24 protein-coding genes and 1 tRNA gene are annotated in these 26,056 nt (G+C 69.3%); 9 read left to right on the top strand and 16 right to left on the bottom strand.

Translation table 11 applies throughout. The features are described 5' to 3' along the window. Positions 1–2: 2 nt before the first annotated feature. The 6 genes from Q5762_RS09460 (at position 3) to Q5762_RS09435 (ending at position 3,638) form a co-directional block, all read left to right on the top strand. On the top strand, positions 3–1,139 hold the full coding sequence (locus tag Q5762_RS09460; protein ID WP_315891562.1) for a hypothetical protein: 1,137 nt from the start codon (positions 3–5) through the stop codon (positions 1,137–1,139). After that, positions 1,139–1,711, top strand: coding sequence for a hypothetical protein (locus Q5762_RS09455; protein WP_315891561.1), 573 nt, complete (start codon positions 1,139–1,141; stop codon positions 1,709–1,711). The genes Q5762_RS09460 and Q5762_RS09455 overlap by 1 nt, the downstream gene beginning before the upstream one ends. Before the next feature lie 13 nt (positions 1,712–1,724). Next, positions 1,725–2,159: an ATP-binding protein gene (locus tag Q5762_RS09450; protein WP_315891560.1), complete on the top strand. Its 435-nt coding sequence runs from the start codon at positions 1,725–1,727 to the stop codon at positions 2,157–2,159. A 74-nt stretch (positions 2,160–2,233) separates the two neighbouring features. Next, a complete protein-coding gene (locus Q5762_RS09445; RefSeq protein ID WP_315891559.1) occupies positions 2,234–3,139 on the top strand; it encodes a peptidoglycan-binding protein in 906 nt (301 codons plus the stop codon). Positions 3,140–3,154: 15 nt separating this feature from the next. Beyond that, positions 3,155–3,388, top strand: coding sequence for a hypothetical protein (locus Q5762_RS09440; protein WP_315891796.1), 234 nt, complete (start codon positions 3,155–3,157; stop codon positions 3,386–3,388). Beyond that, on the top strand, positions 3,375–3,638 hold the full coding sequence (locus tag Q5762_RS09435; protein WP_315891558.1) for a hypothetical protein: 264 nt from the start codon (positions 3,375–3,377) through the stop codon (positions 3,636–3,638). The genes Q5762_RS09440 and Q5762_RS09435 overlap by 14 nt, the downstream gene beginning before the upstream one ends. A gap of 66 nt (positions 3,639–3,704) precedes the next feature. On the opposite strand, the gene Q5762_RS09430 is transcribed toward Q5762_RS09435, so the two are convergent. The 10 genes from Q5762_RS09430 to Q5762_RS09385 form a co-directional block, all read right to left on the bottom strand. Further along, positions 3,705–7,604, bottom strand: a complete 3,900-nt coding sequence (locus Q5762_RS09430; protein ID WP_315891557.1) for a DNA-directed RNA polymerase subunit beta' — start codon at positions 7,602–7,604, stop codon at positions 3,705–3,707. A gap of 100 nt (positions 7,605–7,704) precedes the next feature. Then, complete coding sequence (rpoB, locus tag Q5762_RS09425; protein WP_315891556.1) at positions 7,705–11,187, bottom strand: DNA-directed RNA polymerase subunit beta; 3,483 nt, start codon at positions 11,185–11,187, stop codon at positions 7,705–7,707. Between the two features lie 570 nt (positions 11,188–11,757). Further along, a complete protein-coding gene (gene rplL, locus Q5762_RS09420; RefSeq protein WP_315891555.1) occupies positions 11,758–12,141 on the bottom strand; it encodes a 50S ribosomal protein L7/L12 in 384 nt (127 codons plus the stop codon). Between the two features lie 110 nt (positions 12,142–12,251). Then, on the bottom strand, positions 12,252–12,782 hold the full coding sequence (gene rplJ / locus Q5762_RS09415; protein ID WP_315891554.1) for a 50S ribosomal protein L10: 531 nt from the start codon (positions 12,780–12,782) through the stop codon (positions 12,252–12,254). Positions 12,783–13,052: 270 nt separating this feature from the next. Further along, positions 13,053–13,982 (bottom strand): hypothetical protein, encoded by a 930-nt coding sequence (locus tag Q5762_RS09410; RefSeq protein ID WP_315891553.1) that lies wholly within the window; start codon positions 13,980–13,982, stop codon positions 13,053–13,055. 142 nt (positions 13,983–14,124) lie between these two features. Then, positions 14,125–14,853: a 50S ribosomal protein L1 gene (gene rplA / locus Q5762_RS09405; RefSeq protein ID WP_315891552.1), complete on the bottom strand. Its 729-nt coding sequence runs from the start codon at positions 14,851–14,853 to the stop codon at positions 14,125–14,127. A gap of 79 nt (positions 14,854–14,932) precedes the next feature. Next, complete coding sequence (gene rplK / locus Q5762_RS09400) at positions 14,933–15,367, bottom strand: 50S ribosomal protein L11 (RefSeq protein WP_315891551.1); 435 nt, start codon at positions 15,365–15,367, stop codon at positions 14,933–14,935. A gap of 177 nt (positions 15,368–15,544) precedes the next feature. After that, entirely contained in the window at positions 15,545–16,456 is a 912-nt protein-coding gene (nusG, locus tag Q5762_RS09395; protein WP_315891550.1) for a transcription termination/antitermination protein NusG, read from the bottom strand. 43 nt (positions 16,457–16,499) lie between these two features. Further along, positions 16,500–16,787: a preprotein translocase subunit SecE gene (gene secE, locus Q5762_RS09390; protein WP_137993978.1), complete on the bottom strand. Its 288-nt coding sequence runs from the start codon at positions 16,785–16,787 to the stop codon at positions 16,500–16,502. A gap of 103 nt (positions 16,788–16,890) precedes the next feature. Beyond that, positions 16,891–16,963: transfer RNA gene (locus Q5762_RS09385), tRNA-Trp, on the bottom strand. 202 nt (positions 16,964–17,165) lie between these two features. On the opposite strand from Q5762_RS09385, the gene Q5762_RS09380 reads away from it, so the two are divergent. Both Q5762_RS09380 and Q5762_RS09375 read left to right on the top strand, forming a co-directional pair. Beyond that, positions 17,166–18,392: a pyridoxal phosphate-dependent aminotransferase gene (locus Q5762_RS09380; RefSeq protein ID WP_315891549.1), complete on the top strand. Its 1,227-nt coding sequence runs from the start codon at positions 17,166–17,168 to the stop codon at positions 18,390–18,392. 135 nt (positions 18,393–18,527) lie between these two features. Continuing rightward, on the top strand, positions 18,528–19,595 hold the full coding sequence (locus Q5762_RS09375) for an adenosine deaminase (RefSeq protein ID WP_315891548.1): 1,068 nt from the start codon (positions 18,528–18,530) through the stop codon (positions 19,593–19,595). On the opposite strand, the gene Q5762_RS09370 is transcribed toward Q5762_RS09375, so the two are convergent. Then, positions 19,540–20,259: a hypothetical protein gene (locus Q5762_RS09370; RefSeq protein ID WP_315891547.1), complete on the bottom strand. Its 720-nt coding sequence runs from the start codon at positions 20,257–20,259 to the stop codon at positions 19,540–19,542. The two genes, Q5762_RS09375 and Q5762_RS09370, sit on opposite strands and share 56 nt — an antisense overlap. Before the next feature lie 39 nt (positions 20,260–20,298). Continuing rightward, positions 20,299–20,904, bottom strand: a complete 606-nt coding sequence (locus Q5762_RS09365; RefSeq protein WP_315891546.1) for a TetR/AcrR family transcriptional regulator — start codon at positions 20,902–20,904, stop codon at positions 20,299–20,301. A 93-nt stretch (positions 20,905–20,997) separates the two neighbouring features. Here Q5762_RS09365 and Q5762_RS09360 point away from each other — a divergent pair, with 93 nt between their 5' ends. Continuing rightward, positions 20,998–21,630, top strand: a complete 633-nt coding sequence (locus Q5762_RS09360; RefSeq protein ID WP_315891545.1) for an NAD(P)H-binding protein — start codon at positions 20,998–21,000, stop codon at positions 21,628–21,630. A gap of 23 nt (positions 21,631–21,653) precedes the next feature. Here Q5762_RS09360 and Q5762_RS09355 read toward each other — a convergent pair whose 3' ends face one another. The 4 genes from Q5762_RS09355 to Q5762_RS09340 form a co-directional block, all read right to left on the bottom strand. Next, complete coding sequence (locus tag Q5762_RS09355; protein ID WP_315891544.1) at positions 21,654–22,565, bottom strand: hypothetical protein; 912 nt, start codon at positions 22,563–22,565, stop codon at positions 21,654–21,656. After that, a complete protein-coding gene (locus tag Q5762_RS09350; RefSeq protein ID WP_315891543.1) occupies positions 22,565–23,092 on the bottom strand; it encodes a SigE family RNA polymerase sigma factor in 528 nt (175 codons plus the stop codon). Before Q5762_RS09350 ends, Q5762_RS09355 begins: the two co-directional genes overlap by 1 nt. A 118-nt stretch (positions 23,093–23,210) precedes the next feature. Continuing rightward, positions 23,211–24,269: a UDP-N-acetylmuramate dehydrogenase gene (locus tag Q5762_RS09345; protein WP_315891542.1), complete on the bottom strand. Its 1,059-nt coding sequence runs from the start codon at positions 24,267–24,269 to the stop codon at positions 23,211–23,213. A gap of 300 nt (positions 24,270–24,569) precedes the next feature. Then, on the bottom strand, positions 24,570–26,012 hold the full coding sequence (locus tag Q5762_RS09340) for an MFS transporter (protein ID WP_315891541.1): 1,443 nt from the start codon (positions 26,010–26,012) through the stop codon (positions 24,570–24,572). Positions 26,013–26,056 lie beyond the last annotated feature (44 nt).

The raw sequence follows: 26,056 nt of genomic DNA, 5'->3' as shown, positions 1-26,056 counted from the left end.
CCATGGCACTCGACACGCCCTACCGGGCGATCTTCTGCGACCTGATCACCGACCAGACCCTCGACATCCTGCCCCTGCGGGACGTCTCCTTCGACGACTACATCGGCAAGGCCGGCTCACTGTCCGGCACCATCCCCATCCCCAACAAGGACATCGCCGACCGGGTCAAGAAGGTCCGCGAGGGCCGCACCTCGGTCTACCTGGAGCGCGGCGGCGACCTGTGGTGGGGCGGCATCGTCTGGACCACCACGCTGCAGTCCAGCGGGCGCGGGGTGCTGACCCTCGGCATCCAGGCCGCCACCTTCGACTCGTACGCGAGCCGCCGCCGCATCCGTACCGACATCACGTTCACGACCCCGACCGACCAGCTGGAGATCGCCCGCAGGCTGTGGAAGGAACTCGACCGCCAGGACGACCCCACCGTCCCGCTGCCGGACGGGAAGCAGCCGCGCCGCCTCGGGATCACCTACGGCACCGAGGCCTCCGAGGTCCTCCGGACGGCCTCCTGGCGCAAGGGCGACGAGACCGTCTACCTGGAGGCGCTCGACCAGCTGGCCGCCCTGCAGAACGGCTTCGAGCACCAGGTCCTGGTCTACCGCGACCCGACCGACGGCAAGCGGGTCCGGCAGCTCCGGCTCGGCTGGCCCAAGATCGTCAACGGTGCCACCGATCTGCTCTTCGACCGGCCCGGCGTCATCCTGTCGTACTCCTTCCCGTACGACGCGACCCGCGGCGGCACCACCGCGCTGGCCCGCGGCGCGTCGACGAACTCCAACGCCGGGACCGAGTCCCGGCCGATCGTCTCCACCGAGCAGGTCGCCAGCGATCTGCTCGCGGACGGCTGGCCGCTGATCGACCTGTCCTCCGACCACAACGAGGTCACCGACACGCTCACCCTCGACTCGCTGGCCAAGCGGGAACTCGCCGAGGCCCAGGGCGCCGTCGTGATCCCCGCGATCAGCATCCACCTCGGCGGGATCGTCCCGCCGGCGCTCATCGGCCGGGTCGCCCGCATCCGCATCACGGACGAGTGGTACTCCCAGGGTCTCGACGCCCGCTACCGCATCATCGGCGTCAAGGTCACTCCCCCGGAACGCGGCCGCCCCGACACCGCCGAGCTCTACCTCGAGGAGGCCTGATGCCCCAGCTGCCCGAGGACATCATCGACCGGCTCAACCAGATGGAGCGCCGGCTCAAGGCCCTGTCCACGGCCGTGAACACCCGGCCGGCCGTCAGCGAGATCCGCCCGCCCGCCCAGACCGGCGGCGTCACCATCAACCGGCCGCTGTTCCGGATCTTCGACGGCTACGGCCACGAGATTTTCGCGGACGACATCATGACCGGCGGCCTCGCCCGGCCCTGGCTGAACCTGATGCCGCCGATGAACGTCGACAAGGCCCACTGGCCGTCCACCACCAGCGCCGGCTTCACCACGGTCGCCCGCTCCTTCAACCCCGTCTGGCAGCCGAAGCTGCGGCTGTCCGTGAACACGGCGGTGTCCACCGGCGCCACCGGCCAGGTGAAGGTCCTGGTCGACGGCCAGCAGTTCGGCCCCACCGTCACGGCCGGCTCGACGTACGACCACACCGGCCTGCTTCCCGGCGACATGAACACCCGGTTCGGCCAGACCATGCTGATCGAGATCCAGGCCATGGCCGGCGGCGGGACGGTCTACGCCCAGCCCGTCCTGATCTACGGCACCCAGACCTGATCGGAGCACCACCATGAACATCGACCCCGCACAGCCCTGGGGCGTGGCCATCGACTACGCGGGCCGCGCCGTCGTCACCGAGGGCGGCCACACCCTCGACGTCCGCGTCTACGACAGCACCCTCGGCAACACGCTGGAGCGAGACCCGGTCACCGGCCAGTACCCGTCGGTGTACGTCACCGCCCAGACCAGCGAGACCGGCGTCCGGGACGCCGTACTGCGCGGCTACGCGACGGTGCTCGTCAACGGCGAGAACGGCGAACCGGTCGTCCCCGACCCGACCGCCGTCGAAGTGGCCGTCACCACCGCCCTGGCCGACTTCGAGAGCCGCCGCACCGCGTACGCCGCCCTGTGCGCGACGTGGGCGCCTGCCCCGCCGGCCCCGGACCCCGAGCCGACCCCGACCCCGCCCCCGACTCCCGACCCGGAGCCCGAGCCCGCTCCGTAGCCCCCGCGCCCCACCCGTACCCCCGCCCCCGCGCCCCGAAGGCCGGGGCATTCGCTTGTCTGGAGGAACACCGGATGGCCACTCCCCTCTCGGCGGACCGGCTGGTCGCCGCGCTCCGCGCCGAAGGCGTCAAGGTCGTCGAGCACGACGGCTGGCGCACCCACCACCGCAACCAGGCGGGAGCCTGGGGCCCCGTCGTCGGCGTGATGATCCACCACACCGTCTCCAGCGGTACCGCCTCGTCCGTCGAGCTCTGCTACAACGGCTACACCGGACTGCCGGGCCCGCTCTGCCACGGCGTGATCGCCAAGGACGGCACGGTCCACCTCATCGCCAACGGCCGCGCCAACCACGCGGGCGGCGGCGACCCCTCGGTCCTCCAGGCCGTGATCAGCGAGACCTACGGGACCCGGCCGCCGACCCCCCGCCACCACCAGGGCAGCCCCGGCGCCGTGGACGGCAACTCCCGCTTCTACGGCTTCGAGTGCGTCAACCTCGGCAACGGCGACGACCCCTGGCCGGCCGCCCAGCTCGACGCCATCGAACGGACCTCCGCCGCGCTCTGCCGGGCCCACGACTGGGGCGCCAAGTCCGTCATCGGACACCTGGAGTGGTCCGACTGGAAGAGCGACCCGCGCGGCTTCGCGATGCCGGGGATGCGCGACCGGGTCCAGAAGCGGCTGGGCTCCGCGCCGTCGAAGCCCACGCCCCCGCCCGGGCCGGCCACCCCCCGCTACCAGCCCTTCCCGGGCACGTCGTTCTTCAAGACCACCCCGAGCTCCCCGATCGTCACCGCGATGGGCCGCCGACTGGTCGCCGAGGGCTGCGGCCGCTACCAGGTCGGCCCGAGCCCCCGCTGGTCCGAGTCCGACCGCCAGTCGTACGCCGCCTGGCAGCGCAAGCTCGGCTTCCGCGGCTCCGACGCCGACGGCTGGCCGGGCGCCGCCTCCTGGAACGCGCTCAAAGTCCCCCACATCTGAGGAGCCCCCATGGCCCTGTCCGAGAACACCAGGCGCACCGCCCGTACCGTCCTGCAGACCGCGGTCGGCATCGCCGTCGTCCTGCCCGCGATCGTGGAGGCCGCGGGCGTACCGGCGACCCTCCCCCTGATCGCCGGGGCGCTGGCGGCCGCCGGCGCGCTCACCCGGGTGATGGCGGTACCGGCCGTACAGAACCTGCTGCCCTCCTGGCTGCGCACCACCCCGGGGGCGGCCGATGACCGAGTCTGACCCGAACGACCCGGTGGCGGTGGCGCTGGAACTGGAACGGCTGCGCGGCACCCTTGAGGCCGGGTTCGCCCGGGTCGACGGCTCGCTCGCGCTGCTCGTCCAGCGCAGCGACCAGACCGACAAGCAGCTCGCCGACCACGAGGCCCGCCTCGACGCACTGGAACGCGCCCGCTGGCCCCTGGCCTCGGTCGCCGCCCTCACCGCCACCGCCGGCCTCGGCTTCGCCCTGTGGGAGATCGCGAGCCGCTGAAACCCCGAAGGGCGGCCACCCCGTACGAAACGGGGTGACCGCCCTGCGGTACTTCAAGCGACTCGCTTACTGGTTGTACGGACCGTAGTCGTAGTCCTCCAGCGGAACGGCCTGGCCGGAGCCCGTGCCGAACGGCGAGTAGTCGATGTCGTCGTAGCCGACGGCCGAGTACATCGCGGCCTTGGCCTCCTCGGTCGGCTCGACCCGGATGTTGCGGTAGCGGGCGAGGCCCGTACCGGCCGGGATGAGCTTACCGATGATGACGTTCTCCTTGAGGCCGATGAGGCTGTCGGACTTGGCGTTGATCGCCGCATCCGTCAGGACTCGGGTCGTCTCCTGGAAGGAGGCGGCCGACAGCCAGGATTCCGTCGCCAGCGAGGCCTTGGTGATACCCATCAGCTGCGGACGGCCGGAGGCGGGGTGACCGCCCTCGGTGACCACACGACGGTTCTCGGTCTCGAACTTCGACCGCTCGACCAGCTCGCCCGGCAGGAGCTCCGCGTCGCCGGACTCGATGATCGTCACACGGCGCAGCATCTGCCGGATGATGATCTCGATGTGCTTGTCGTGGATCGACACGCCCTGCGAGTTGTAGACCTTCTGGACTTCGCCGACCAGGTGGACCTGGACCGCGCGCTGACCGAGGATCCGCAGCACGTCGTGCGGGTTGGTGGCACCCACGGTGAGCTTCTGGCCCACCTCGACGTGGTCGCCCTCGCCCACCAGCAGACGGGCACGCTTCGAGATCGGGAACGCCGTCTCGTCGCTGCCGTCGTCCGGGGTGACGACGATCTTCTTGGTCTTCTCGGTCTCCTCGATACGGACGCGGCCGGCCGCCTCCGAGATCGGGGCGACACCCTTGGGCTGACGGGCCTCGAAGAGCTCGACGACACGGGGCAGACCCTGGGTGATGTCGTCACCGGCCACACCACCGGTGTGGAAGGTACGCATCGTCAGCTGGGTACCGGGCTCACCGATGGACTGGGCGGCGATGATGCCGACCGCCTCACCGATGTCGACCAGCTTGCCGGTGGCCAGCGAGCGGCCGTAGCAGAAGGCACAGGTACCGACGGCGGACTCACAGGTCAGGACCGAACGCGTCTTGACCTCCTCCACGCCGGCGCCCACGAGCGCGTCGATGAGCACGTCACCCAGGTCGACGTTGGCCGGCGCGATGACCTTGCCGTCCACGACGACGTCCTCGGCGAGCATCCGCGCGTACACGGAGGTCTCGACGTCGTCCGTCTTCCGCAGGATGCCGTCGGCACCCTTCTCGGCGATCCGCAGCTTCAGACCGCGCTCGGTGCCACAGTCCTCCTCGCGGATGATCACGTCCTGCGAGACGTCCACCAGACGACGGGTCAGGTAACCCGAGTCGGCGGTACGCAGGGCGGTGTCGGCGAGACCCTTACGGGCACCGTGCGTCGAGATGAAGTACTCGAGGACGGTGAGGCCCTCACGGAAGGACGCCTTGATGGGACGCGGGATCGTCTCGTTCTTGGCGTTCGACACCAGACCACGCATACCCGCGATCTGACGCATCTGCATCATGTTTCCTCGGGCACCCGAGTCAACCATCATGAAGATGGGGTTCGTCTTCGGGAAGTTCGCGTTCATCGCCTCGGCAACCTCGTTGGTCGCCTTGGTCCAGATCGCGATGAGCTCCTGAGTGCGCTCTTCCTTGGTGATCAGACCGCGCTCGTACTGCTTCTGGACCTTCTCGTCCTGCTCCTCGTAGCCCTTGACGATGGCCTTCTTGGCCTCGGGCACGACGACGTCGGAGATGGCCACGGTGACGCCGGAACGGGTCGCCCAGTAGAAGCCCGCCGCCTTCAGGTTGTCGAGCGTCGCCGCCACGATGACCTTGGGGTAGCGCTCGGCGAGGTCGTTGACGATCTCGGAGAGCTGCTTCTTGCCGACCGAGTAGTCGACGAAGGGGTAGTCCTCGGGCAGCAGCTCGTTGAAGAGCGCGCGGCCCAGGGTCGTCCGCAGACGGAACGAGTCACCCTGCTGCCACTCCGGCTCGCCCTCTTCGCGGACCGGGGGAACCCAGCCGCGCGGCGGAACGGTGCCGATCGGGAAGCGGATGTCGATCGGCGACTGCAGCGCGAGCTCGCCGTTGTCGAACGCCATGGTCGCCTCGGCCGTGGAGCCGAACGCGCGGCCCTCGCCCTTGGTGTCACGGAGCTCACCGTCGGTGGTCAGGAAGAACAGACCGAGGACCATGTCCTGGGTCGGCATCGTGACCGGACGGCCGTCGGCCGGCTTCAGGATGTTGTTCGAGGACAGCATCAGGATGCGGGCCTCGGCCTGCGCCTCCGCGGAGAGCGGCAGGTGCACGGCCATCTGGTCACCGTCGAAGTCCGCGTTGAACGCGGTGCAGACGAGCGGGTGGATCTGGATGGCCTTGCCCTCGACCAGCTGGGGCTCGAAGGCCTGGATGCCGAGGCGGTGCAGCGTGGGCGCACGGTTCAGCAGAACCGGGTGCTCGGCGATGACCTCTTCGAGGACGTCGTACACGACCGTGCGGCCGCGCTCGACCATCCGCTTGGCGGACTTGATGTTCTGCGCGTGGTTCAGGTCGACCAGGCGCTTCATCACGAACGGCTTGAAGAGCTCCAGCGCCATGGCCTTCGGCAGACCACACTGGTGCAGCTTCAGCTGCGGACCGACGACGATCACGGAACGCGCGGAGTAGTCCACACGCTTACCGAGCAGGTTCTGACGGAATCGACCCTGCTTGCCCTTCAGCATGTCGCTGAGGGACTTCAGCGGACGGTTGCCGGGGCCCGTGACCGGGCGACCACGACGGCCGTTGTCGAAGAGGGCGTCGACCGCCTCCTGGAGCATCCGCTTCTCGTTGTTCACGATGATCTCGGGGGCACCGAGGTCGAGCAGACGCTTCAGACGGTTGTTGCGGTTGATCACACGGCGGTACAGGTCGTTCAGGTCGGAGGTCGCGAAGCGGCCACCGTCCAGCTGCACCATCGGACGCAGGTCCGGCGGGATCACCGGCACGCAGTCGAGAACCATGCCCTTGGGGCTGTTCGCGGTCTGCAGGAACGCGGAGACGACCTTGAGGCGCTTGAGCGCACGGGTCTTCTTCTGGCCCTTGCCGGTACGGATGATCTCGCGGAGGCGCTCGGCCTCCTCCTCGAGGTCGAACGACTCAAGACGCTTCTGCAGAGCAGCCGCACCCATCGAACCGTCGAAGTACGTGCCGAAGCGGTCACGCAGCTCGCGGTAGAGGAGCTCGTCGCCCTCCAGGTCCTGGACCTTGAGGTTCTTGAAGCGGTTCCAGACCTCGTCGAGACGGTCGATCTCGCGCTGCGCACGGTCGCGCAGCTGCTTCATCTCACGCTCGGCGCCCTCGCGCACCTTGCGGCGCACGTCGGCCTTGGCACCCTCGGCCTCAAGCTCGGCCAGGTCGGTCTCGAGCTTCTTGGCGCGGGCCTCCAGGTCGGAGTCGCGACGGTTCTCGATCTGCTGACGCTCGACGGAGACGTGCGCCTCCAGCGAGGGCAGGTCACGCGTACGACGCTCGTCGTCGACGAACGTGATCATGTACGCGGCGAAGTAGATGACCTTCTCGAGGTCCTTCGGCGCGAGGTCGAGCAGGTACCCCAGGCGCGACGGGACGCCCTTGAAGTACCAGATGTGGGTGACGGGAGCGGCGAGCTCGATGTGGCCCATCCGCTCACGGCGCACCTTGGCGCGGGTGACCTCGACGCCACACCGCTCACAGATGATGCCCTTGAAGCGGACACGCTTGTACTTGCCGCAGTAGCACTCCCAGTCCCGCGTCGGACCGAAAATCTTCTCGCAGAAGAGTCCGTCCTTCTCAGGCTTGAGCGTGCGGTAGTTGATGGTCTCAGGCTTCTTGACCTCGCCGTGGCTCCACTGACGGATGTCGTCAGCGGTGGCCAGACCGATCCGGAGCTCATCGAAGAAGTTGACGTCGAGCACTATGCGTCAATCCCTCTCAGGGTTGTAAGTCTTGGGGTCTGAAACGGGGGTCCTGGGGCCGGCCGGGGGCTCATTGCTGAGCCCCCGGACCGGACTCCCGTCAGACCTCTTCGACGCTGCTCGGCTCGCGCCGGGACAGGTCGATACCGAGCTCCTCCGCTGCGCGGAAGACGTCCTCGTCGGTGTCGCGCATCTCGATGGACATGCCGTCCGAGGACAGCACCTCCACGTTGAGGCACAGGGACTGCATCTCCTTGATGAGCACCTTGAAGGACTCGGGGATGCCGGGCTCAGGGATGTTCTCGCCCTTGACGATGGCCTCGTAGACCTTCACGCGGCCGGTCACGTCGTCGGACTTGATCGTCAGCAGCTCCTGGAGGGCGTACGCGGCGCCGTATGCCTCCAGCGCCCACACCTCCATCTCACCGAAGCGCTGGCCACCGAACTGGGCCTTACCACCCAGCGGCTGCTGGGTGATCATCGAGTACGGACCGGTCGACCGGGCGTGCAGCTTGTCGTCGACCAGGTGGTGGAGCTTGAGGATGTACATGTACCCGATGGAGATCGGGTCCGGGAACGGCTCGCCGGAGCGGCCGTCGAACAGACGCGCCTTACCGGTCGGCTGCACCATGCGCTCGCCGTCGCGGTTCGGGATCGTGTGCTGGAGCAGACCCGCGAGCTCGTCCTCACGCGCACCGTCGAAGACGGGGGTGGCGACGTTGGTGCCCGGGGCGACCACGTCGGCGCCGATGGACTGGAGGCGCTGCGCCCAGTCGTCCGCGAGGCCGGAGACGTCCCAGCCGCGGCTGGCGAGCCAGCCGAGGTGGATCTCCAGGACCTGTCCCGGGTTCATTCGGGACGGGACACCCAGCGGGTTCAGGATGATGTCGACCGGAGTTCCGTCCTCGAGGAACGGCATGTCCTCGATCGGAAGGATCTTCGAGATGACACCCTTGTTGCCGTGACGGCCGGCGAGCTTGTCACCATCGGTGATCTTGCGCTTCTGGGCGACGTAGACGCGGACCAGCTGGTTCACGCCCGGGGGAAGCTCGTCGCCCTCCTCGCGGTCGAAGACGCGGACACCGATGATCTTGCCGGTCTCGCCGTGCGGCACCTTCAGCGAGGTGTCACGGACCTCACGGGCCTTCTCGCCGAAGATCGCGCGGAGCAGACGCTCCTCCGGGGTCAGCTCGGTCTCACCCTTGGGCGTGACCTTGCCGACGAGGATGTCGCCGGCGACGACCTCGGCACCGATACGGATGATGCCGCGCTCGTCGAGGTCGGCGAGGACCTCCTCGGAGACGTTCGGGATGTCCCGGGTGATCTCCTCCGGGCCGAGCTTGGTGTCACGGGCGTCGACCTCGTGCTCCTCGATGTGGATCGAGGAGAGGACGTCGTCCTGCACGAGGCGCTGCGACAGGATGATCGCGTCCTCGTAGTTGTGACCCTCCCACGGCATGAACGCCACGAGCAGGTTCTTGCCGAGCGCCATCTCACCGTTCTCGGTGGCCGGCCCGTCGGCGAGGACCTGGCCCTCGATGACCCGGTCGCCCTCGGAGACGACGACCTTCTGGTTGACCGAGGTGCCCTGGTTCGAGCGGGAGAACTTGGCCATCCGGTACGTGGTGTACGTGCCGTCGTCGTTGGCGACGGTGATGTAGTCGGCCGAGACCTCCTGGACGACACCGTCCTTGTCGGCCTTCGGCACGTCACCGGCGTCGGTGGCACAGCGGTACTCCATGCCGGTACCGACGAGCGGGGCCTCGGACTTAATCAGCGGCACCGCCTGACGCATCATGTTCGCGCCCATGAGGGCACGGTTGGCGTCGTCGTGCTCGAGGAAGGGGATCATGGCCGTCGCGACCGACACCATCTGGCGCGGCGAGACGTCCATGTAGTCGACCTCGGTCGGCGGGACGTAGTCGACCTCGCCACCACGGCGGCGGACCAGAACGCGCGGCTCGGTGAAGCGGAGCTCGTCGTTCAGGGTCGCGTTCGCCTGGGCGATGACGTAGCGGTCCTCTTCGTCGGCCGTGATGTAGTCGACCTCGTCGGTGACCTGGCCGTCGGTGACCTTGCGGTACGGCGTCTCGATGAAGCCGAACGCGTTGACGCGGCCGTACGAGGCGAGCGAACCGATCAGACCGATGTTCGGGCCTTCGGGGGTCTCGATCGGGCACATACGTCCGTAGTGGGACGGGTGCACGTCTCGGACCTCGAAGCCGGCCCGCTCACGGGACAGACCACCGGGACCCAGCGCCGAGAGACGACGCTTGTGCGTCAGACCCGACAGCGGGTTGTTCTGGTCCATGAACTGCGACAGCTGGCTGGTGCCGAAGAACTCCTTGATGGAGGCGACGACCGGCCGGATGTTGATCAGGGTCTGCGGCGTGATCGCCTCGACGTCCTGGGTGGTCATGCGCTCACGCACGACGCGCTCCATACGAGCCAGACCCGTACGGACCTGGTTCTGGATGAGCTCGCCGACGTTACGCAGACGACGGTTGCCGAAGTGGTCGATGTCGTCGGTCTCGACGACGATCTCCCGGCCCGACTCGCCGACCGTCTCCTGCTCGCCCGCGTGGAGCTTCACCAGGTACTTGATGGTGGCGATGATGTCGTCGGTGGTCAGGACACCGGCGTCCAGCGGCTCGTCCGCGCCGAGCTTCTTGTTCACCTTGTAGCGGCCGACCTTGGCGAGGTCGTAGCGCTTCGGGTTGAAGTAGAGGTTCTCGAGCAGCGTCTGAGCGGCCTCACGGGTCGGCGGCTCGCCCGGACGCAGCTTGCGGTAGATGTCGAGCAGAGCGTCGTCCTGGCCCTGGGTGTGGTCCTTCTCCAGGGTGGCGCGCATGGACTCGTACTCGCCGAACTCCTGCAGGATCTGCTCGGTGGTCCAACCGAGAGCCTTGAGGAGAACGGTGACGGACTGCTTGCGCTTGCGGTCGATGCGGACACCGACCATGTCGCGCTTGTCGATCTCCATCTCCAGCCAGGCACCCCGGGACGGGATGATCTTGGCCGAGAAGATGTCCTTGTCGGACGTCTTGTCGATCGAGGAGTCGAAGTAGACGCCCGGCGAACGGACCAGCTGCGAGACAACGACACGCTCGGTGCCGTTGATGACGAAGGTGCCCTTGTTCGTCATGAGCGGGAAGTCGCCCATGAAGACCGTCTGGGACTTGATCTCGCCGGTCTCGTTGTTGGTGAACTCGGCGGTGACGAAGAGCGGGGCGCCGTACGTGAAGTCACGGTCCTTGCACTCGTCGATCGAGTTCTTCGGGGGCTCGAAACGGTGGTCGCGGAAGGTCAGCGACATCGACCCGGAGAAGTCCTCGATCGGCGAGATCTCCTCGAAGATCTCTTCCAGACCCGACTTCCTGGGGACGTCCTGTCCCGACTCGAGAGCTGCCTCGACGCGAGCCTTCCAGGCGGCATTGCCGAGCAGCCAGTCAAAGCTCTCGGTCTGCAGCGCGAGGAGGTTCGGAACCTCGAGGGGCTCCTTGATCTTTGCAAAGGAGATGCGCAGCGGGGCGGTGCTGGCGCCGTTGTTCGTATTGGTCGAGGCGTTGCGCGAGGCGGCCAAGAGGGGGTCCTTCCGAGGGCTCGGACTCACTACGCGCGTACCGGTCCCCAGCGACGCAGAGGGACAGACAATTCCCGATATGGCCAAAAGTCCAGGTCAGGTCAGGTCTGCCGACAATGCTCTCGCGAGGGTATGCCCCAGGTGACGGGCAGGGGGCAGCTAACAGGCAGCGCAAAGGGTCAGTGTAGCCACTTGGCCCACTGATGTCCAGGGCGAGTAATTCGCAACCCTCGTTGTTCTCAACTCCGCGGTACCTCGCGCCGTGCGGCGCACCTCGATACTGCCCGTTCCGCCGTCGATCCATGCCTCGGATACGGATCGTTGTGACGACGCGTCCTGAGAATTGCGCGCTGCGTGCGGTTCGTCAAGGCCCCCCGGTCAGCGGGGGCGCACGGCGAAGATCACCATACTCCGCCGGGGGCGGCTCTCACACCCGTCGCCACGCCCGTCCCGGGTACGCCGAAGGGCGACCACCCGGATGGGTGATCGCCCTTGGCGAGGCGCCTGAACAGCGCCTGAGGCTGTTCCTGACATGCGCCTACCGGCGCGTGGCAGGAGACTCGCGAGGTGTTACTTGACCTCGACGGAGGCGCCGGCGGCCTTGAGGGACTCGGCAGCCTTCTCCGCGGCCTCCTTGGCGACCTTCTCGAGGACCGGCTTCGGGGTGCCGTCGACGAGGTCCTTGGCCTCCTTGAGGCCCAGGGAGGTGAGCTCGCGCACGACCTTGATGACCTGGATCTTCTTCTCGCCGGCGCCGGTGAGGATGACGTCGAACTCGTCCTGCTCCTCGACGGCCTCGGCAACGGCGCCCGGGCCGGCGGGGCCGGCGACGGCGACGGCCGCGGCGGCGGTGACGTCGAACTTCTCCTCGAAGGCCTTCACGAACTCGGAGAGCTCGATGAGGGTCATCTCCTCGAACTGGGCGAGGAGGTCGTCCTGGGTGAGCTTCGCCATGATGGGCGATCCTTCCACTAATTCGGCAGGTGCCGGATGTGTATAGAGGCGGGCGTAACGGCCCGCTACGACCCACGCACTAGGCGGCGTGGATCAGTGCGCGAGCCGAATTACTCGGCACCGCCCTGCTCGGCGAGCTTGACGCGAAGCGCTTCCGCGGTGCGGACGAACTTCGACGGCAGCGCCTGGAAGAGCGAGGCAGCCTGAGACTGCTTGCCCTTGAACGCGCCGGCCAGCTTGCTGAGCAGAACCTCGCGGGACTCGAGGTCCGCAAGCTTCTTGATCTCATCGGCGGAGAGCGCCTTACCATCAAGGACACCGCCCTTGATGATGAGATTCGGGTTGTCCTTGGCGAAGTCACGCAGGCTCTTCGCCGACTCCACCGGGTCACCGGTGATGAAGGCGACCGCGGTCGGACCAGCGAAGTGCTCGTCCAGCGCGGTGATCCCGGCCTGGTTGGCCGCAATCTTGGTCAGCGTGTTCTTCACCACGGCGTACTGGGCGTTCTCACCGAGCGAACGACGCAGCGTCTTGAGCTGCGCAACGGTGAGACCCCGGTACTCGGTCAGCACAGCGGCGTTCGAGCTGCGGAACTGGTCCTCAAGCTCGGCTACCGCGGCAGCCTTGTCGGGCCTTGCCATAGAGCGTCGGCCTCCTTCCGGGTGATGAGGACCGCTCAGAAGGGGCTGAACAAAACAAAACGCCCCGGCGCAGGGGCACGGGGCGTAGCTCGACCGAATCAGATCCGGGAACTCTTCCACGAACACCTACGCGGGTCGTTCGCAATTCAGCGAACCTTCGGCCACCGGATCCCTTACGGGACACGGCAACGACCAGCGGTCTTTGGCTTCTGTGGAAGAGTACGCGACGGTGGCGGCGGGGAGCAAATCCGCCCGTACGGCTCAGCCGGCTCAGGCCTGGCCGGCGCCCCCGCCGATGCCCTTCAGCATCTCGGCGAGGTCGAACGTGTCCTTGGCCGGCGGGGCCTGGACGGCGACCTTGGCGCTGTAGTCGGTGTAGTCGACCCTCAGCTGGACCGTGCCCATGCCCATGGTCATCCCGACGGCCATGCGCGAGGGGTAACCGTCGGCGTCGACCCAGACCTCGGTGTCGTAGCCCTTCAGGCCGACCTTCTCGACCTTGGCGAGGAGCTCCTTGCGCTCCTTCTCCGAGAGGACCGCGGACTTCGCCTTGTTGGCGTCCAGCATCTGCTCGACGCTGAGCGTGCCCTTGTAGCGCTGGGTCTCGACGCCGTTGATCTTCTCGGGGCCGACGTGCTTGAGGTTCGGCGACTCCAGGAGCAGCGCGAGCTGCTGCGCCGGGTCCTGGTTCATCTGCCCGAAGCTGTTGCTCATCGACTTCTGGAGCTCTTCGTCGCCGCTCTTCGCCGCGGCGCTCATGTCGAGCTTCATCCAGCGCTTGCCGTCCATCCCGGCGGCCCGCTCGGTACCCATGTCCACGTACATGACGTTGTCGAGCATGATCATGCGCATCTGCTCGGGAGCGTCCGGGGCACCGGCCTTCAGCACGGAGCCGTCCATGGTGATGTCCATGGCCCCGGGGTTCCACGACTGGACGCCGGTGATCTCCACGGTGCCGCCGTCCCCCAGGCCGGCCGGCATCGTCATGGTCATCTTGAGCTTCGCGGACTTGGCGGCCGAGGTCTTCTCGTACGCGGCCTGGATGACCTTGGTGACGGCCTCGTGCGTCTGGAGCTGCGGCTTCGCCGGCGCGTCCGCGGCCTTCCTGCCCCCGTCGCCGTCCTGACAGCCCGCGACACCGGCCACGACGGCCACGGCCACCAGCGAGACGCCGGCGCGCTTCCACGCGGTCTTGCCCATGAGTCCCCACCCCTTGATCTTCAGTTCGTCGTTCGAAGGAACGGTAGCCCACCCCACCGACGGTCCCGTACGAAAAAAACCGGCCCCCAGACCCTCCGAAGAGGGCTGGGGGCCGGTTGACCACTCAGTGAGCCTGTGGGGCTCAGACCGCGGCCGGGTCCTCCTCGACGAGGAGGTTGCGGGTGCGGTTGGAGTCCAGCGGGATGCCGGGGCCCATCGTCGTCGTCAGGGTCGCCTTCTTGATGTAGCGGCCCTTGGCGGCGGACGGCTTCAGACGGAGGATCTCCTCCAGAGCCGCGGCGTAGTTCTCGACCAGCTTCGTCTCGTCGAAGGAGACCTTGCCGATGATGAAGTGCAGGTTCGAGTGCTTGTCGACGCGGAACTCGATCTTGCCGCCCTTGATGTCGTTGACAGCCTTGGCGACATCGGGGGTGACGGTGCCGGTCTTCGGGTTCGGCATCAGACCACGCGGGCCGAGGACGCGGCCGAGGCGGCCGACCTTGCCCATGAGGTCCGGGGTGGCGACGACGGCGTCGAACTCGTTCAGGCGCTGGCCCTTGGAAATCTCGTCGATGAGCTCGTCGGAACCGACGATGTCGGCGCCAGCGGCAACTGCGGCCTCGGCACGGTCACCGGTCGCGAAGACCAGGACCCGGGCGGTCTTACCGGTGCCGTGCGGGAGGTTCACGGTGCCACGGACCATCTGGTCGGCCTTGCGCGGGTCGACGCCCAGGCGGAAGGCGACCTCGACGGTGCCGTCGAACTTGGTGGCGGCGGTGTCCTTGGCGATACGGACGGCCTCGAGGGGGGCGTAGTTACGCTCCCGGTCGATCTTGGCGTCCGCGCTGCGGAGAGCCTTGCTGCGCTTCACTTCTGCTCCTGTTGGTTCAGGTATGGAGTCGTGGTGCGGGCCGCGCCGGCCCTACCACTGGAGGTCACGAGGGGGGTGATCAGCCCTCGACCGTGATGCCCATGGAACGGGCGGTGCCGGCGATGATCTTCGACGCGGCGTCAAGGTCGTTGGCGTTCAGGTCGGGGAGCTTGACCGTGGCGATCTCGCGGACCTGGGCGGCCGTCAGCTTGGCGACCTTGGTCTTGTGCGGCTCGCCGGAGCCCTTGTCCACACCCGCGGCCTTGAGGATCAGCTTGGCGGCCGGCGGAGTCTTGGTGATGAAGGTGAAGGAACGGTCGTCGTAGACCGTGATCTCCACCGGCACGACCATGCCACGCTGCGACTCGGTCGCGGCGTTGTAGGCCTTGCAGAACTCCATGATGTTGACGCCGTGCTGGCCCAGTGCGGGGCCGACCGGCGGGGCCGGGTTGGCCGCACCGGCGTTGATCTGGAGCTTGATAAGCCCCGTGACCTTCTTCTTCTTGGGAGGCATTGCTCTCTCCGGGTCCTAGTGAGAGTGTTCAGCCCGCCATCCGGTCATCCGGATGGAGGCATACCGCACCACGATAACGGGTATAGCGCTGCGGCTAAAAACCGAGCAGGTCAGAGCGGCTGTGAGAGCCACTCTGACCTGGGTCGGAAACCTGTGCCCCGGGTGGGTCCGGGAGGGTCAGTTCTTCTGGATCTGGTCGAAGCTGAGCTCGACCGGGGTCTCGCGACCGAAGATCTCGACCAGACCCTTGACCTTCTTCGAGTCGGGGTTGATCTCGTTGATCGTGGCCTGGAGGGTGGCGAAGGGGCCGTCGGTGACGGTGACCGAGTCGCCGACCTCGAAGTCCAGCACCTGGACCTCGACCTTGCGGGCCGGAGCCGGCTTGCCCTCGGCCTCGGCGGCCTCGCGGGCGGCCTTCTCCTCGGCCTCGGGGGCGAGCATCTTGACGATCTCGTCCAGGGTCAGCGGGTACGGGTCGTAGGCGTTGCCCACGAAGCCGGTGACGCCCGGGGTGTTCCGGACGACGCCCCAGGACTCGTTCGTCAGATCCATGCGGACGAGAACGTAACCGGGCAGCTTGTTCTGCCGGACGTTCTTGCGCTCGCCGTTCTTGATCTGGACGATCTCTTCCTCGGGCACCTCGGCCTGGTAGATGAACTCCTCGACGTTCAGCGAGACGGCGCGCTGCTCCAGGTTGGCCTTCACGCGCTTCTCGTAGCCCGCGTAGGTGTGGATCACGTACCACTCGCCGGGCAGGCCGCGGAGTTCGTCACGCAGGGCCTGGATCGGGTCGACGGGAGCGGCGGGCTCCTCCTCGACCTCCTCGACCTCTTCGGTCTCGGCCTCGGCGTCGACGTCGGTGTCCTCGTCGGACTCCTCGACGTCGTCCTCGTCCTCTGCGTCCTCGGCGTCGGCGACGTCCTCGTCGGAGTCCTCGGACTCCTCGACCTCGTCCTCGACGTTCAGAGCGGCCTCTTCGGCCGCCTCGCCCGCAGCGGCGTCAGCAGCCTCAGCCTGGTCCTCGTCGGCCGCCTCGAGGATGTCGAGCTCGTCCTCGGAAACAGACTCGTTCAGGTTCGGGTCAGACACGGTGGCTGCTTCTTCCTGGATACAGATGGGGTGGAACAAGAAGTCAGCCGAAGACGTACTTGACTGCTTCCTGGAAGCCATAGTCAATCACGGTCACAAGGCCGATCATGATGACAACGAAGACAATCACTACGGTGGTGTACGTCGTCAGCTGGCTGCGAGTGGGCCAGACGACCTTGCGAAGTTCCGCGACGATCTGGCGGTAGAAGAGCGCGAGACGGCCCAGCGGGCCCTTCTTGCCGCGCTTGCCGCCCTTGCGGGCCTTCTTCTTCGAGTCCGGCGCCTCGTCCTCGGCATCAGGCATGTCGATGGAGCCCACGGCGTCCGTCACGCTTCTCACCTGATCCCGGGTCATGGCAGTGCCGTGCCGGGTGGATCCGCACGGCGGTGCATTGAAGTACGTACATGCGCACACATCCTGGCGGTGTGTGTAGCAGGGCCGGAGGGACTTGAACCCCCAACCGCCGGTTTTGGAGACCGGTGCTCTACCAATTGAGCTACGACCCTTTGCGGCTTCCCCAACCTACCGCATCGTGAGATGTGGTTGGTGAGGGCCAACGAGCAGTGAGTGTACGTGTTCATCAGCCCCGCGTCGAACAGAAAGCACGTGGGAGCCCCCGCCAACCCGGCTACGACCAGGAATGACCGTTCCTGTCCGCTCCCTGAAACCTGTGTGCCGGGTGGGAAGCGGGTCTGGGAGCATGGCCGTATGAGCGCTGCTACCCCTCCGACCGAGCGCCGGGTCTCCGCCCGCATCGGTGCGATCTCCGAGTCCGCGACCCTCGCCGTCGACGCCAAGGCCAAGGCCCTCAAGGCCGCCGGGCGCCCGGTGATCGGCTTCGGCGCGGGTGAGCCCGACTTCCCGACGCCCGGCTACATCGTCGAAGCCGCCATCGAGGCGTGCAAGAACCCGAAGTTCCACCGCTACACGCCGGCCGGCGGTCTGCCCGAGCTGAAGGCCGCGATCGCCGCGAAGACGCTCCGCGACTCCGGCTACGAGGTCGACGCCTCCCAGGTCCTGGTGACCAACGGCGGCAAGCAGGCGATCTACGAGGCGTTCGCCGCGATCCTCGACCCGGGCGACGAGGTCATCGTCCCGGCCCCGTACTGGACCACGTACCCCGAGTCGATCCGGCTCGCGGGCGGTGTCCCGGTCGACGTCGTCGCCGACGAGACCACCGGCTACCGCGTCTCCGTGGAGCAGCTGGAGGCGGCGCGGACGGAGCGGACCAAGGTCGTCCTCTTCGTCTCCCCCTCCAACCCGACCGGCGCCGTCTACAGCGAGGCCGAGACCGAGGCGATCGGCCGCTGGGCCGTCGAGCACGGTCTGTGGGTGCTGACGGACGAGATCTACGAGCACCTGGTGTACGGCGACGCCTCCGCCGTCTCGCTGCCGTCGGTCATGCCCGAGCTGCGCGACAAGTGCATCGTGGTCAACGGCGTCGCCAAGACGTACGCGATGACCGGCTGGCGGGTGGGGTGGATCATCGGCCCGAAGGACGTCGTGAAGGCCGCGACGAACCTGCAGTCGCACGCCACGTCCAACGTGAGCAACGTGGCGCAGGCCGCCGCGCTCGCCGCCGTCTCGGGCAACCTGGACGCGGTCGACGAGATGGGCCGCGCCTTCGACCGGCGCCGCCAGACCATCGTGCGGATGCTCAACGAGATCGAGGGCGTCCTGTGCCCGACCCCGGAGGGCGCGTTCTACGTGTACCCGTCGGTGAAGGCGCTCCTCGGCAAGGAGATCCGCGGCAAGCGCCCGCAGAGCTCGGTCGAGCTGGCCGCGCTGATCCTGGACGAGGCCGAGGTCGCGGTCGTCCCGGGCGAGGCCTTCGGCACCCCCGGCTACCTGCGGCTCTCGTACGCGCTCGGTGACGAGGACCTGGTGGAGGGCGTGTCCCGGCTCCAGAAGCTGCTGGCCGAGGCCCGCGACTGACGTACGTACTCACCGTGAGTGGGTTGCCACGGGCCCCCGGTTCTTCGGAACCGGGGGCCCGTTTTTACGTTCTAGCCAGGCCCCGATCGGGGAAAGGGGCTGTATTCGTCCATTCGGGTGCGGCAAGATCCTTCAATGGAGCACGTTTCCGAGCACCCTTACGAGCACGTTTCCGAGCACGTATTCCGCGACATCAGCCTGCTGCCCAAGGCCCATCTGCACCTGCACTTCACGGGGTCGATGCGGTCCACGACGCTCATCGAGCTGGCCGACAAGTACGGCGTCCATCTCCCGGAGGCGCTGAGCAGCGGTACCCCGCCGAAGCTGCGGGCCACCGACGAGCGCGGCTGGTTCCGGTTCCAGCGGCTGTACGACATCGCCCGGTCCTGTCTGCGGGAGCCGGAGGACATCCGGCGGCTGGTGCGCGAGGCGGCCCAGGAGGACGTGCGGGACGGTTCGGGGTGGCTGGAGATCCAGGTCGACCCGACCTCGTACGCCCCGCTGCTCGGCGGTCTCATCCCGGCCATGGAGATCATCCTGGACGCGGTGGACTCGGCCGCGCGGGAGACCGGGCTCGGGATGCGGGTCCTGGTGGCCGCGAACCGGATGAAGCACCCGCTGGAGGCCCGTACGCTCGCCCGGCTCGCCGTGCGGTACGCGGACCGGGGCGTGGTCGGCTTCGGGCTCTCCAACGACGAGCGCCGGGGCATGGCCCGTGACTTCGACCGGGCGTTCGCGATCGCCCGCGAGGGCGGCCTGCTCGCGGCCCCGCACGGCGGCGAGCTGACGGGCCCCGCGTCCGTACGGGACTGCCTGGACGATCTGCGGGCGGCGCGGATCGGACATGGTGTCCGGGCGGCGGAGGACCCGCGGGTGCTGCGCAAGCTCGCCGAGAGGGGTGTGACCTGCGAGGTCTGCCCGGCGTCGAACGTGGCCCTCGGGGTGTACGAGAAGCACGAGGACGTCCCGCTGCGGACGCTCTTCGAGGCGGGCGTGCCGATGGCCCTGGGCGCCGACGACCCGCTGCTGTTCGGGTCGCGGCTGGCCGCCCAGTACGAGATCGCCCGTCGCCACCACGCCTTCACGGACGCGGAGCTGGCGGAGCTGGCCCGCCAGTCGATCCGCGCGTCGGCGGCCCCGGAGGACGTCAGGCGGAAGCTGCTCGCGGGCGTCGACGACTGGCTGGCCGCCCCGGCGGGGTGAAGCGGTGCAGGGGCGGGTGGGCCTGGAAACCGATGCCGATCTCCAGCCGGTCCCACCGGTGGTCGGGCTCCAGGTAGGAGGTGAACGACGCGACCAGGGCGTCGTGTCCTTGCAGGGCGCGCTTCTGCAGGGGGCCGAAGCCGGCCGCCGCCTCCAGGGCGGTGGCCGCGGCGGCGAAGACGTCCCGGCCGCCGAAGAGGAAGAGCGTGTGGGCGTGCACCTCCGGCCGAAGCCAGTGCGTCGCGCGCCGGTGGCGCCGCTCCCACTCCGTGTCCCAGGTGGCCGCGTGGGCGGCGGTGCGTTCCTCGTTCGTACGGACGGTCAGCGGGCGGCCGTCCCGGAGGCGGGCCCTCAGCCGCGGCCAGGCGGAGGGACGCAGGCCGGCCGAGGGGTGGGCGAGGACGAGGTCGACCGGCACCCCGGGGGCGTAGGTGCGCGGAAGGCTCTCGCGCAGTGGCACGTGGACGATCGTGTGGCGGGAGAAGGCCGCGAAGGAGAACAGGGCGGCGAGTCGGGACAGCCCGTCGTGGTCCCCGAGGAGATAGCCCCAGCTGTCGCCGAGCGGGTCGTTGAGCGTGGTGTGCCGCAGCGGGTGCCAGGGCTGCACGACGCGGTGCTCCCGCGGGCCGGTTCGGGGCCTGAACTCACGGACTCGTAGGCGCATGGGAGACAGCGTGGCCCGGCGGGACCCCGCGCGGCAACGTCATTCCGGTGCGGCGATGCCCGTCATCAGCGTGCGGGCGAGGGAGCTCGCGAAGGTGTCGAGGTCCTGCGGGGGCCGGCCGTCCGGGGTCATCTCCCAGGCGAACGCGCGCTGGACGCAGGCTCCCAGGAGCAGCGAGGCGGCGGCGAGCGGGTCGGCGTCGGGACCGATGCGACCGTGCTGCTGTTCGGCGCGGAGGTAGGCGGCGAGGCCCTCGATCGGCCGGTGCGGGCCGACGCCCAGTTCGCGCATGACGTCGTCGTGGCGGCGCTTGAGGCTGGGTTCGGCGTAGAGCGAGGCGGCGATCGGGAAGGTCTGCTCGTAGAAGAGCGCTGCCTGGCGGGCGATCTCGGTGAGGTTCTCCTCGACCCCCCGGCCGCCGGGGTCGGCGACGAGGGTGCCGAGGAGTCCGCCGAGTTGGGGCAGCCGCTCGTTGAGGACGGTCACGAACAGGTCCTCCTTGCTCGGGAAGTACTTGTAGAGCGCCGCCTCCGAGCAGCCCGCCTCCTTGGCGATCTGCTTCGTCGTGGTGCGGGCCAGGCCCACGGTGCGCATGAGGGTGTGGGCCGCGTCGGTGATCCGGAGGCGGGTCGGCTTCTGGTCCATGCATGCTCCAGCCACACTTGACGGGTGAGTGAGTACTCACCCACTCTAGTGGTGAGTGAACACTTACCCACCCCCATCTCAGGGAGGCCTGCCATGAAGCTCACCGTCTTCGGAGCGACCGGTGGAGTCGGCCAGGAGATCGTCCGGCAGGCGCTGGACGGCGGCCACCAGGTGACGGCCGTCGTACGGGACCCGGCGCGGTTCGCCCTCACGGGCGAGCGCCTGGAGGTCTACCGCGCGGACTTCACGGACCCCGGCACACTGCGTGGCGCGGTCACCGGCCAGGACGCGGTGCTCTCCGCCCTCGGCGCCCGCAGCCGCGCGGACGCCGGCATCGCCGCGAAGCTGACGCGCTCGGTCCTCGGCGCGATGGACGCGGAGGGCGTCCGGCGGCTCGTCGTGGTCAGCGCCGCCCCGCTCGGCCCCGTCCCGGACGACCAGTCCGTCCTCGACAAGGCCGTGCTCACGGTCATCAACTCCGTCTTCAAGGACACCTACGACGACCTGCGCGTGATGGAGGCCGACCTGGCGGCGAGCGCCACGGACTGGACGTCCGTACGCCCGCCCAAGCTCACGGACAAGCCCGTCACCGGCCGCTACCGCACGGTCGTCGGCGGCACCCCGCCCCGGGGCCGCACCCTCGCCCGCGCGGACGTCGCCCACGCCATGCTGACGGTGCTCGACGACCCGGCGACGGTCAAGCAGGGCGTGGGCGTGGCGTACTGAGCCGGCCGCCTGCGGAGAGTCGGCTACGCGCAGTCGTCGCCCCGGGTCTCCACCGGGCGGTACGTGCTCGTCCTCGGGGTCTCAAAGACCCCGGCCGGCCACTCCAGGACCGCCGTCCGCTCCGAGGTCAGGGTCATGAAGGCCGGCAGCGGAAGGTCGTTCACCCAGTCGATGATCGTCTGGGGCGAGCCATCGCTCTCGGCCCGCCACAGGCGGCCCGCGAAGACCGCGTAGCGCATCTCGCACTCCTTGGTCATGTCGTACGGGTACCGGACCCCGGGTTCGGGCCGCTCAGGGCCGAGCGTGCCGGCCGGGGCGTCCCCGTGCCGCCGCGCCGGCTCCTGACCGAGGCACTCCGGCGCGGGCCCGGCGAGCGGGCGGAAGCGGAGCGCGGGCAGGGCGGCGGGGGGGTCGGTCTCGAAGACGGCGGTGTCCGGTTCGGAGCGGGAACTGCGGCCGTCGGTCCAGCTCATGTAGCCGCGCAGCCGGTCGCCCGCCCACCGCACGGCGACCGACGACCCGCCGTCGGCCCGCTCCCAGAGGCGCCCGCCGAAGACGGCGTACCGGAGGTCGCAGACGGCGGAGAGGTCGTAGCGGTAGCGGGTGTTCTCCACGGGGGCGCGGGGCCCGGTGTCCAGCGGGTCGTGGTCCCCGGACGGCGGCTGGGGCGGGTACTTCCCGTCGTACGGGTACGAGGGCGCGGTCGGGCCCGGGGGCGGCGGAGCCAGTGGCGACGGGGCCGGATCCGTCCAGCGCACGCCCAGGACGACGGCCCCGGCCGTGACCACGAGCGTCGCCGCGCCCGCCGCGAGCGAGCGCCGAACGTGCCGGATCCGCCGCCCACGTGCCACGACCTTGCCGACGGGTGCCGGTCCCGCGTCCCCGTCGGCGAGATCGCGCAGCCCTCGGCGTACGGATTCCTCGGAGAAGTCCATCAGGCACCCCTTCGCGCGGGTCCGGCGTATCCGGCGAGCGCGCCCGTGGTGCGCAGCCGTTCCAGGGCCCGGTTGGTCCGGCTCTTGACGGTTCCGGGTGAGCAGCCGAGCAGCCCGGCCGTCTGTTCCACGGACATGTCCTCGTAGAAGCGGAGGACCACCACCGCGCGCTGTGCGCGGGGCAGGGCGGCGAGGGCGCGGGCCAGTTCGAGGCGGGCGTCGGCGCCGCCGGCCATGTCGTGGGTGTCGGGCGCGGGCGCGCGGTCGTCGCCGGGGCGTACGACCTCGGTGTGCCAGCGGCGGCGGCGCCAGGTGGCGTAGAGGTTGACGACGACCTTGCGGGCGTACGCCTGCGGTGAGTCCCAGCGGTCCGCGCCGCCCCAGCGCAGATAGACCTTGACCAGGGCCGCCTGGACGAGGTCCTCGGCGGCGTGCGGGTCTCCGGTCAGGAGGCGGGCGGTGCGCAGGAGCGAGGCGTACGACGACTCCGCGAAGTCGGCGAAGTCCGGTGGACCGGTCCCCTCCACGGCTCCCCCCTCGACGAGTGTGCGGCTCCTCGTCCGGGGAGCCTGTCACCCACTCGACAACGTGGGGCCCTGGAAGGGTTCCAAGCTCAGATCTCCACCCTCAGATCGATCTCCACGCTCAGATACTGACGCCGACGGTCACGGGCTCGTTGACGAGGGTGATCCCGAAGGCGTCGCGCACGCCGGCGACGACCTCGCGGGCGAGCGCGAGGAGGTCCTCGGTGCTGGCCTCGCCCCGGTTGGTCAGCGCGAGGGTGTGCTTGGTGGAGATCCGGGCGGGGCCGGAGCCGTATCCCTTGGTGAAGCCTGCCTTGTCGATGAGCCAGGCGGCGGAGGTCTTGACCTGCCCGTCCTGACCCGCCGGGAAGGCGGGCGGGGTCACGTCGTCGCCGAGCCGCTCGGCGACGCGCGTGAGGAAGGTCTCGTACTCCCCCGCCGACAGGATCGGGTTGGTGAAGAAGGAGCCGGCGGACCAGGTGTCGTGATCGGCCGGGTCCAGGACCATGCCCTTCCCGGCGCGCAGCTTCAGGACGGTCTCCCGGGCCTGTGCGAGCGGGACCCGGTCGCCGGCCTCGACGCCGAGGGCGCGGGCGGTCTCGGCGTACTTGATCGGCGCGGAGAGCCCCTCGGCGTCCTCCAGTTCGAAGCGGACGCGCAGCACGATGTAGCGGTCCGGGTCGGCCTTGAAGCGGCTGTGGCGGTACGAGAAGGCGCACTCGGCGTTGGTGAGGGTGACCGTCTCGTCGGCCCGGCGGTCGTAGGCGACGACCTCGGTGATGGTGGCGGAGACCTCCTGGCCGTACGCGCCGACGTTCTGGATGGGGGTCGCGCCCGCCGATCCGGGGATCCCGGCGAGGCACTCGATCCCGGCGAGCCCGGCCTCGACGGTCCGCGCGACGGCATCCGTCCAGACCTCCCCGGCGGCCAGCTCCAGCTTCGTACCGTCGAGCACGAACCCGGCGGTGGCGATCCGCAGAGCGGTCCCGTCGAACCCCTTGTCACCGATGACCAGGTTGGACCCACCGCCGATGACCAGCAGCGGAGTCCCGGAGGCATCAGCCTCGCGAACGGCGCCGATCACCTCGTCATCGGTCGTGGCCGTGACGAGCCGAGCGGCGGGCCCGCCGAGCCGGAAGGTGGTCAGGGGGGCGAGGGGAGCGTCGTGAAGTTCCTGCACGCGCCCAAGGGTACGGGCCGCCGGCTCCGCCCCTCGCGCGCGAGGGGACCCGGGCCGCGACGGCGGGCGGCGCGGGGTGTCGACGAGCGCCCCGTGGCGAGCGCCCCGTCGCGAGCGGGCGGGCCCGGCGGGGCGGAGCCCCGCCCCCAGGGGGCCGCCCGGGGGGCAGCCGCCTGTGGGGCCCGACCCGTCGCGGCGCACGCGCGGAGCCCGGCGCGGGTGATCCGCGATCCCCGGGCGGGCGGCCACGCGCGGAGCCGCCCCTTCCGGCTCGGGCGGAAGGGGCGGCTCGCGCGGGCGTCACGCGGTGATCAGGTCACGCTTCCCGGCTTCTGCCGCCTCCGCCGCCTCCGCGTCCCGCGCCTGGCGGCGGCGGGTCGGGGCGAAGAGGATCGACACGGCACCGAGGGCGACCGCGCCCGCGCCGACCCAGAGCGCGGGTTCCAGGCCGTCGACGAACTGCTGCGCCGACCCGTAGCCGCCCTGGGCCGCGAAGATCGAGGCCATCACGGCGACACCGAGCGCGCCGCCGACCTCGCGGAGGGCGTTGTTCGCGCCGGAGGCGATGCCCTGTTCGGACGGGCGGACGCTGGACATGACCAGGTTGGCCGCCGGGGCGAAGTACAGCGCCATGCCGATGCCGCTGATGATCAGGGCGGGGAGCTGGACGGCGTACGACGCGTCGGCGGTGACGACGAGCGCGAACCAGGCGAGGCCCAGCGCCTGGAGGGCCAGACCGGCCGCGACGACCGGGCGGCCGCCGATCCGGTCGGACAGCGCGCCCGCGAGCGGCGCGACGAGCATCGGCATGCCGGTCCACGGCAGCATCCGCAGGCCCGCCTCGGTCGGCGAGTACCCGAGGACGCCCTGCATGTACTGGCTGAGCAGGAAGATCGAGCCGAACATGCCGAGGAACATCAGCAGGCTCGCCGCGTTGATGCCGGCGAACGCGCGGTTCCGGAAGAGCCGCATCGGCAGCATCGGCGCCTTGCCGCGTATGCCGTGGCGGACGAAGGCGACCAGGAGCGCGCCGCCGGCGACGAGGCCGGTGAGCACGGTCGCGGAGGTCCAGCCGTCGATCGGGCCCCGGATCAGCCCGTACACGATGCCGAAGAGGCCGCCGCTCGCGAGGAGCGTGCCGATGATGTCGAGGCGGGCACCGGTGCCGTACGACTCGGCGAGGCGCAGCCGGGCGAGCGGGAGCAGGGCGAGGCCGAGCGGAACGTTCAGCCAGAAGATCCACTGCCAGGAGATGTGCTCGGTGAGGCTGCCGCCGATGAGCGGCCCGGAGGCGACGGCCAGTCCGTTGACCGCGCCCCAGATGCCGAACGCCATGCCCCGCTTGGCCGCCGGGACCGCCGCCGTGAGCAGCGTGAGCGTGAGCGGCATCATGATCGCCGCACCGACGCCCTGCACGGCGCGCGCGGCGATCAGCGCGTCGATCCCGGGGGCGAGGGCGGCACCGGCGGAGGCGAGGGTGAAGACCGCGATGCCGACGACGAAGAGCCGGCGGCGGCCGAACCGGTCGCCGAGAGCCGCGCCGAACATCAGCAGCACGGCGAAGGTGAGCGTGTACGCGCTCACGGTCCATTCGAGATCGTCGAGCGCTCCCCCGAGGTCCTCGCGGATCGAGGGCAGGGCGGTGGTGACGACGAGGTTGTCGAGGGCCGCCATGAAGCCGGCGACGCTGGTGATGACGAGGGCCCAGGCGGCGGAACCGCGGCGGGCGACGGGCTGGTTCATCGTGTGCCTCTCAGGTCTCGGAGCAGGTCTCGGAGCAGGTCTCG

This window comes from Streptomyces sp. P9(2023) (genome assembly GCF_032436795.1).
In the GTDB taxonomy this organism is placed as follows: domain Bacteria; phylum Actinomycetota; class Actinomycetes; order Streptomycetales; family Streptomycetaceae; genus Streptomyces.
The sequence above is the reverse complement of the archived record's forward strand: the minus strand, read 5'-3'. Positions and strand labels throughout refer to the sequence as shown.